The sequence below is a fragment of the Daejeonella sp. genome (assembly GCF_046590655.1).
Classification (GTDB): Bacteria; Bacteroidota; Bacteroidia; order Sphingobacteriales; family Sphingobacteriaceae; genus Daejeonella.
The window spans coordinates 1-4472 of sequence record NZ_JBKJUM010000160.1; the positions used below are offsets into that span (position 1 = coordinate 1).

The following is a 4472-nucleotide window of genomic DNA, read 5'->3' on the forward strand; positions in this document are numbered from 1 at the left end:
TCCAGTTGGGAATGTATATCGGCTGTATGCAGTAAAGTGATTCGTTGTGCTTTCCCATTCTGCAAAGCTTTGTTTCGTAAAATTTCTTTTTCCTGATAGTTATCACCGGTTATAGCAGAGGCAATTTGAGGTAACCCTGCAAAAGCTAATCCTGCCAGTCCGGCACTTTTCAAAAACGTACGGCGTGTATCACTACAATTACAGCTTAATGTTTTCGCTTTCGACATATGGGCATGGTTTGGATGAATTTTATTTATGATCTTATTGTGGCTATTTAAGCTTATTGCCCGCACTTACAATAGGCTGAAAAGGGCCGTATTTATGTTGTGCCTCGGAAAATTTATCGGCATACGGGCCGAATGCGAAATCAACCGGTTTTTTACTGATCTCTTTCCAGTCTTTAGACTGATTTTTATGGGGCCTGGACTGGGAATTTACGTACGCGGCCACATCCCAGGCTTCTTCATCAGTCAATTGTGGGTTTTCTTTTGTCGCGCCTAATGGCATGTTGTTTTTGACATAACCGGCAAAAGCAATAATACGGTATAGGCCTGCTCCGTCATTGTAACTGTTGTTTCCCCAAAGTGGCGGATATAAATATCCTGATTGTTCTGCATTAGGCGAACCTTCTCCAGTTTTACCATGACAGGACTGGCATTTATTAGTGAAGACTAAAGCGCCTTTTTTGGAGTCGGCAGCCCGGTCTAAAAAGTCGAGTTTCTGCAGACCCGCACCTTCAGGCGTTTTGCCTTTTTCTACTCCGGATCCCAGCCACTTCATATAAGCTAACATGGCCTGCATTTCTCTGCTGGTACTATCCAGTGCTTTGCCATTTAAGCTCCGCTGAAAACAGTCATTAATCCTTTTAACCATAGTTTCTTTTGTTCCAGAACGAGCACGGTATTTTGGGTAAGTAGAATACACGGCCGAATAGTTATTTCCCCACGCTTTGGTACCCGCTTCCAGATGGCAGTTTTGACAATTCATTCCATTGCTGATGTTTGCAACTTTTCCTTTTGGTCCGAGATAGGTGGATGTTTGCGCGATCAGATCTTTTCCGTAAAGGATAATTTCACCCTCCTTTCCCGAAGGCAGCGTGCTTTCATCGGGGGCGGTCCAGGCTGCATTTAATATTTCAGGCTTTTTTGTTTCAATTGAAGTCGAAGGTGACGAAACAGTCTGGGGCTCCGGAACAGGTGGGTGATTTGCTCCTGTACCTGTTCCCATATCAAATAATGTAATCATAAAAATACCAGTAACAACTAAAAACAGTATGGAGATGATTATCACCGAGCGGGAAATCCTGACTATAGCTTTCTCTATTTCAGTTAATTGGTTATCGGGCATGTAAATTCATTTTGAATTAATTGAAGGATTAAGCTGGAGCTACATTCATCATGAGGTATTTATTTTTCAATGTATAGGTCATGGCATGAAATAGTAAAAATATTAAAACTGAAAAGAGTTTTTTGTAACAAAAGTCACATTGATGAGTAAATTTACAGAATTGATCCACCGTATTATGCAGTGTGTATGCTCAACTCAGCATGAAACGGAGCTTGTAAATTTTGGTTTAAACAAGGAGGAGATCCCTGCCGGGAGTATCAGACGATTGCACATAAGGCATTGAACCGGTATACCAGACCTTGATGATATCACTTGAAACTCTCCAAAAGTTTTATTTCATTGCGGTACAGCAAAATTTTACCCTCATTTTCTAATTGCTTCAGCAGACGTGAAATGACTACTCTGGAAGTTGCTAATTCATCAGCAATTAAATAGTGCGAAACTTTAATAACAGACGAACCAGAGAAACGTTGTTTTTCCTTCAGATAAGAAATAAGACGTTCGTCCAGTTTATGGAAGGCAATACTTTCGATGGATTTTAGCAATTCCAAAAAGCGCTCATTAAAACTGCGCATAATATAGTTTTTCCAACTGGGGTATTTACAAAGCCACTCATCCAGTTTGGTGTGAGGAATGGCAATCAACTCAACATCATCTTCCGCTATCGCTTTAATTTCACTTTTTTTAGCTTCCACACAACAGCTATAGGCCATTGAACAGCTCTCATTGCTTGATAAATAATACAGCAAAATTTCTTTCCCGGTCTCATCCATCCGGAGCACTTTAATGGTTCCGTTCACAATAATGGGCATCATGCGGATATATTTACCATAATCCATAATGATATCACCTTCCTTAAAATGCTTCAATTCACCAAATTTCTGCATTTCCTGAATCAGCGCAGGCTCAAATGTTGAATTGAAAGTAGCAGTATTATTCATACGATCTTAGAAATGATAATTTAGCACAAAATTATATTGAAGCATATTTACCTTATTGATTTCATAACGAGTGTTGTTGTACGTTTCACCATTATTTACTTTTCCTGAAATTAGAAACTGTGCTTCAAGGCCTTTAAACGTTCCTGTAAAAGAATATTGTACATCGCCGTTGACCTGTGTATACGAAGGTAAGCCATACTTATTTAACTTGTAGTTTTTAACGTCAGGCATTTGATAATAACCTCCTGCCAAAGAGGTTTTTATCCCTGAGCGGGGTATATTATAATTCACTTTTGCCATAAAAGCATGAACATCTCCAAATCCCTCATTGCGTTCCCTTGGGAGAAAGGTGAAAAAAGGCTCTCTTCCCCATTCACGGGGCATTAAATATCGTCCATGAGCTGTGATCCGATTATAGTTTACGCTGGCATCCAATAACGCATTTCTCCAGCCGGCTTTTGCACCAAAAGTGATGGCTTTACCTCCCTTTTCAAAATAAGTTTTTGCAGCATCCGGATTGCCTCCATCATTCACCGCATCCTGTCTGATAAGCTGTGCGGAAGCAAATGCTGAGCTTTTATTTTTCAAAGGGTACATCAAATCTGCCTGCAGCATAGTGGTGTTAAAAACATTTTCGGAAAATAGATCCCATACCTGAAGTTTAAGATTTTCGAGGCTTGTGCTTATGCCTAAAAGGGCAGCAGATTTACTTTCAATAGAATTTTGGTACGCTGATCTTGTTCCATCTAAGTTTAAACCGACGGGATAAATTCCTATGGATTCACCCGTATTGTACCATTTGGTAGTTCCCCTTGGGGAAATTGCATAAAGCCAGCCTCCTTCGATCTTGGTTTTCTTCAGCTCATTGAATTCAGCCCATATTCCTTCAACTCCGGTCGCACGCATTCGCCCATCCTGTAAATTAATAAACGGAGTGTTAATTAACTGCCGGCCTGCAACAAGGTTAGAATTCTTATAATTATACCGCAGGTAAAATTCCTCCAGCCGGTCAATATCTTTTTTATTTGCCGGATCTTCTATATCAAAGAGAGCAGTTTCATAGCGGTTAAGTTGTCCGGTGGTTGAATCTGCCAGGGTTAAATCGGAAGATCCGATGTTGAATATATAGAAGCCGCTTACTGCAAACTGAAAACCATGGAATTTTGCCGTTTCAAAACGTATCCCGCCACCGGCTGCATTGGCGTAATAATCTGTCAGGCCCCTTTTATTATCTGTTGCCATGAAAAAATACCTGAAATGACCGTTAGTCTGGCCTCTTTTAAAGGCAGATAGTAAAGAAGTAGTATCGTCTGTTCTAACTTCCTTACCCTTGTACATTTCTGGTTTTTCCGGAACCTCCTGGTGCTGGGCAAGCACAGTTTCTCCTGTAGCCAGCAACATAAGCGTTACAGCTAAAATAATATTTTTCATCCCTTTATTTATTGTATTTGAATGGTGATGAACCTGCCTGCCGTCAGGCAGGGCTATCCTGATTTAATAATCATACCCCTGTGGGTTTTGGCAAAATCATGAAGGTTTTATCTGAATATATTGTTTTTTAAAGGCTATGAAGCTTGCATGAGCATATTCATTTCGGTTTGCGACCGGCATGCTCATGCAGGTTCATTTGTAGTAATTTTGGGAAATCGAACCCCTTTAAACCAGTATTCCCGAATTGTTCCTATTAAAATGAGAGGATAATCCGGGAAAGCAATAAAAAGGAGCGATTAATATCTAACTCAAAGAATTGATAGGTCTCCTATTATGATTGTCTGAATTTAATGGGGGAGTTTTGTTCTTATAATACCGTACAAGTAAGTTCCAACCAGGGCAAAGAAAAAGACAATGGCCATGGATAAAAAGCCGTATCCAATATTCACAACCATTGGGCCCGGGCAGGCGCCGCTTAGTGCCCATCCCAGTCCGAATATAGATCCTCCCATCAGGTAGCGAGAAACCGATTTCTCTTTTGGATTGAACTGGATAGGATTACCGTGGTAATCCCTGATTTTATATTTTTTGATCAATGCTACACCGATGACGCCCAGTATGACGGCAGTGCCAATGATTCCATACATGTGAAAGGCCTGGAAACGAAACATTTCCTGTATCCGGAACCAGGAAATGGCTTCTGATTTTGCCATTACAATTCCAAAAACAATACCGAGTACACCAAATTTTAAA

General features: G+C 40.4%; 5 protein-coding genes. All 5 read right to left on the reverse strand.

The features are described 5' to 3' along the window. A partial coding sequence (locus ACLL8Z_RS14565; RefSeq protein WP_411275523.1) for a twin-arginine translocation signal domain-containing protein occupies positions 1-227 on the reverse strand: 227 nt, incomplete at its 3' end. Positions 228-270: 43 nt separating this feature from the next. After that, positions 271-1347, reverse strand: coding sequence for a c-type cytochrome (locus ACLL8Z_RS14570; protein ID WP_411275524.1), 1077 nt, complete (start codon positions 1345-1347; stop codon positions 271-273). 308 nt (positions 1348-1655) lie between these two features. Next, positions 1656-2288 carry a Crp/Fnr family transcriptional regulator gene (locus ACLL8Z_RS14575; RefSeq protein ID WP_411275525.1) on the reverse strand — a complete coding sequence of 211 codons (633 nt, stop codon included), beginning with the start codon at positions 2286-2288 and terminating at the stop codon, positions 1656-1658. A gap of 6 nt (positions 2289-2294) precedes the next feature. Continuing rightward, positions 2295-3719, reverse strand: coding sequence for an OprD family outer membrane porin (locus tag ACLL8Z_RS14580; protein WP_411275526.1), 1425 nt, complete (start codon positions 3717-3719; stop codon positions 2295-2297). A gap of 347 nt (positions 3720-4066) precedes the next feature. After that, positions 4067-4472 (reverse strand): DUF6691 family protein (locus tag ACLL8Z_RS14585; RefSeq protein ID WP_411275527.1); only part of this gene is annotated, 406 nt, incomplete at its 5' end.

What these genes read in the sequence shown, in the direction of transcription:
- ACLL8Z_RS14580 (WP_411275526.1), bottom strand. Translation starts at nt 3,719, where the DNA reads ATGAAAAATATTATTTTAGCTGTAACGCTTATGTTGCTGGCTACAGGA.
- ACLL8Z_RS14575 (WP_411275525.1), bottom strand. Translation starts at nt 2,288, where the DNA reads ATGAATAATACTGCTACTTTCAATTCAACATTTGAGCCTGCGCTGATT.
- ACLL8Z_RS14570 (WP_411275524.1), bottom strand. Translation starts at nt 1,347, where the DNA reads ATGCCCGATAACCAATTAACTGAAATAGAGAAAGCTATAGTCAGGATT.